We start from the raw sequence: 2,712 nt of genomic DNA on the forward strand, positions 1-2,712 counted from the left end.
GAGGGGAAGTACCCGAGGTGCTGCCCGCCCAGCCCGTCCGGGCCGTGGACGCCGAGGGGCTCCAGCTGCTCGAACCCAAGGCCTACACGCGGGGGAGCACCACCCTGCGCGTGGTGCTGGGCCTGTTGCTCGCCGTGGTCGTCGCGCTCGCCGTGGTGCTCGTGATCTTCATCCTCTAGACCTCGATCCACCGGGCCCCTCCCGGTACCGGACACCCTGTGAAAGGACGGCACACCTCCGTGACTGCCACCACCGAATCCACCGACCTCGTGCGCGCCGCCGCGCGCGCCGCGGACCAGAAGAAGGCCGAGAACATCGTGGCGTTCGACGTCAGCGACAGCCTCGCCATCACGGACGCCTTCATGGTCACCTCCGCGCCCAACGAGCGGCTCGTGGCCGCCGTGGTGGACGCCGTGGAGGAGACGCTCATCGAGCGCTTCGACCGCCGCCCCCTGCGCCGCGAGGGCAAGGGGGAGGGCCGCTGGGTGCTGCTGGACTACGGCGACGCCGTGATCCACGTGCTCCACGACGAGGACCGCGAGTTCTACGCGCTCGAACGGCTCTGGGGCGACTCGCCCGCGATCGACGTGCAGCTGCCCGCGCCGGGCACCGCGGACGCCGCCGTGGGCTCGGCCGACGACGCCGCACGCGCCCTCTGAGCCCCACCCCGGGAGATTTGCGCGCGCCCGAGCATCCTGTCTAGGATGATCGAGTCGTTGACGGGAGAACCGGAAACGCGGCCGTCGCACGGTGGCCCGGATGACAACTTCGGGTGAACGGACAGCGACGGAAGCGTGGTAAAGTTTCCTCCGGCGCACGGGGCTATGGCGCAGCTGGTAGCGCACCTGCATGGCATGCAGGGGGTCAGGGGTTCGAGTCCCCTTAGCTCCACGTAACGAAAAAGATCCCTCCACCGGACACGGTGGGGGGATTTTTTCGTGCCCACCCTGCGGGCCCTTGGTGCGCTGTCGCGAGGGCCCCCGGACGCGAGAAGAGGTAGCCCGGACTCGCGCCGGTGCGCGGCGGGGGGACAATGCCTCAGCGGGCAGCCCACGACCACAGGGCCCGGTGCTCCTGGACGCACCGCTGCTCTCGGACCTTCCCATGGGCGGGCGCGGCCCTCGGTAGGGTGGGCCCCAACCCGCGGCACGCGGTTCCGTCCCGCCTGTGCGGGCACCCCGCGTGACGCCCGACAGGAGGGATCCGCATGATCGAGCACCGCGCACCCGCCGCACGAGCAGCGAGCGGGACCGGGGCCTCGGCCCCGCGCGAGAGCCCCGCGAACCGGCGGGAGTGGGAACGGATGCGCAACCACATACGGGTTGCGACGATGTGGGGCATCCCGTTCCGGGTCTTCGTCGTGGCCCTTGCCCTGGGGGTGCTGGTGCCGTTCCTCGACCGCTTCCTGGGCTCCGCGGTGCCCGGCTACCCGGACCTGGACACCGGGGCCGTGGCCTCGATCCTGAGCATCGTCTCCGGGGCCATGGTCACGCTGGCCGGTCTGGTGTTCACCGCGCTGGCCACGGCCATGAGCCTGGGGATCACGGCCATGTCCGTGCGGATCGTGCCCGTGTTCCAGGGGGACCGGGTCATCCAGTGGGGTCTGGGCGCGTTCGTGGGCACCTTCGGCTACTCCCTGCTGATCGCCCTGAGCATTGCCGTGCGTGATGACGCCTACCGCCCCTGGGTGGGCACCGTCCTGGCGGTCGCGGCAACCCTGGCGAGCGGCGTCATGTTCATCGCGGTGTCCGTGCGGGTCACGCAGCAGCTGAACCCGGGGATGCTGCTGCGCCGGCTCGCCCGCGACGGTTGGAACGCCACACGCTACGACCCCGCCCGGTTCCACACCCACGCGGACGTGGTGGAGACGCGGGCGGTCCCGGAGGGCCGCGAGGTCCGGCGGCGCGTGCCCGGGACACGCAGGGGCAGGACCGGCGGGGACTGTGTGCTGGCCGTGAACACCCCGCGGCTGCTGGACTGCGAAGACGCGTGGGGCATGCACGTCGAACTGGTCCCGGAGATCGGTTCTCCCGTGCCCTGCGGCGGTCTGCTGTTCCGCACGAACGCCCCCACGACCCCCGATCAGCGCCGGCAGCTCGAGCACGCCGTGGCGTTCGGGGACATCCTCTCCCCGGACAGCGGACCCTTCGGCGCGATCCGCGCCATGGTGGACATGGCGTTGAAGGCCCTGTCCCCGGCGGTCAACGACCCCACGCGTGCCGTGCAGGCCCTGGACCAGATCGAGGAGGTCCTGGCGCGGCTGTCCCCGCGGCTCAGCGAGCGGCGTCGTGACGTGGCCCGGCACCCGGAGGCCGTGCTGCTGCGGCGCTGGGAGCACTCGTGGGAGGACCACGTGGCCGCGGCCACGGACGAGATCCGGCAGTTCGGCACCACCTCCGTGCAGGTCCAGCGCAGGCTCCGCGCACTGTTCACCACGCTGCTGACGCTCACCCCGGCAGAGCAGCACCCGCCGCTGCGGGAGCGCCTGGACGCCCTGGAGCGCGGCACCGACCGTTGGTGGCAGGACCCGCTCGACCGCCGCCTGGCCGCGGGCAGGGACGCGCAGGGCCTGGGGGACGTGACGCCGCGCGGGGTGCAGCGGGACCGGTGACGCCTGAGGCGCAGAGATGACCGCCGTGCGGCACGAATCGGTGGCATGTCTGCACCACGGAGCCCTCTCGCTCTCATGCTACGTCGCGCGCGGCGTCACGT

Annotated in this window: 2 protein-coding genes and 1 tRNA gene; all 3 read left to right on the forward strand. The window is 72.0% G+C overall.

The window, feature by feature from the left end; translation table 11 throughout:
- Positions 1-239 precede the first annotated feature (239 nt).
- Positions 240-659, forward strand: a complete 420-nt coding sequence (rsfS, locus tag CWC38_RS11440; protein WP_121846841.1) for a ribosome silencing factor — start codon at positions 240-242, stop codon at positions 657-659.
- Positions 660-818: 159 nt separating this feature from the next.
- Positions 819-891, forward strand: a tRNA-Ala gene (locus CWC38_RS11445).
- Positions 892-1,207: 316 nt separating this feature from the next.
- A complete protein-coding gene (locus CWC38_RS11450; protein ID WP_240625249.1) occupies positions 1,208-2,611 on the forward strand; it encodes a DUF2254 family protein in 1,404 nt (467 codons plus the stop codon).
- The last annotated feature ends 101 nt before the right edge of the window (positions 2,612-2,712 follow it).

Origin of the sequence: Kocuria tytonicola (genome assembly GCF_003687455.1) — a bacterium.
GTDB lineage: Bacteria > Actinomycetota > Actinomycetes > Actinomycetales > Micrococcaceae > Kocuria > Kocuria tytonicola.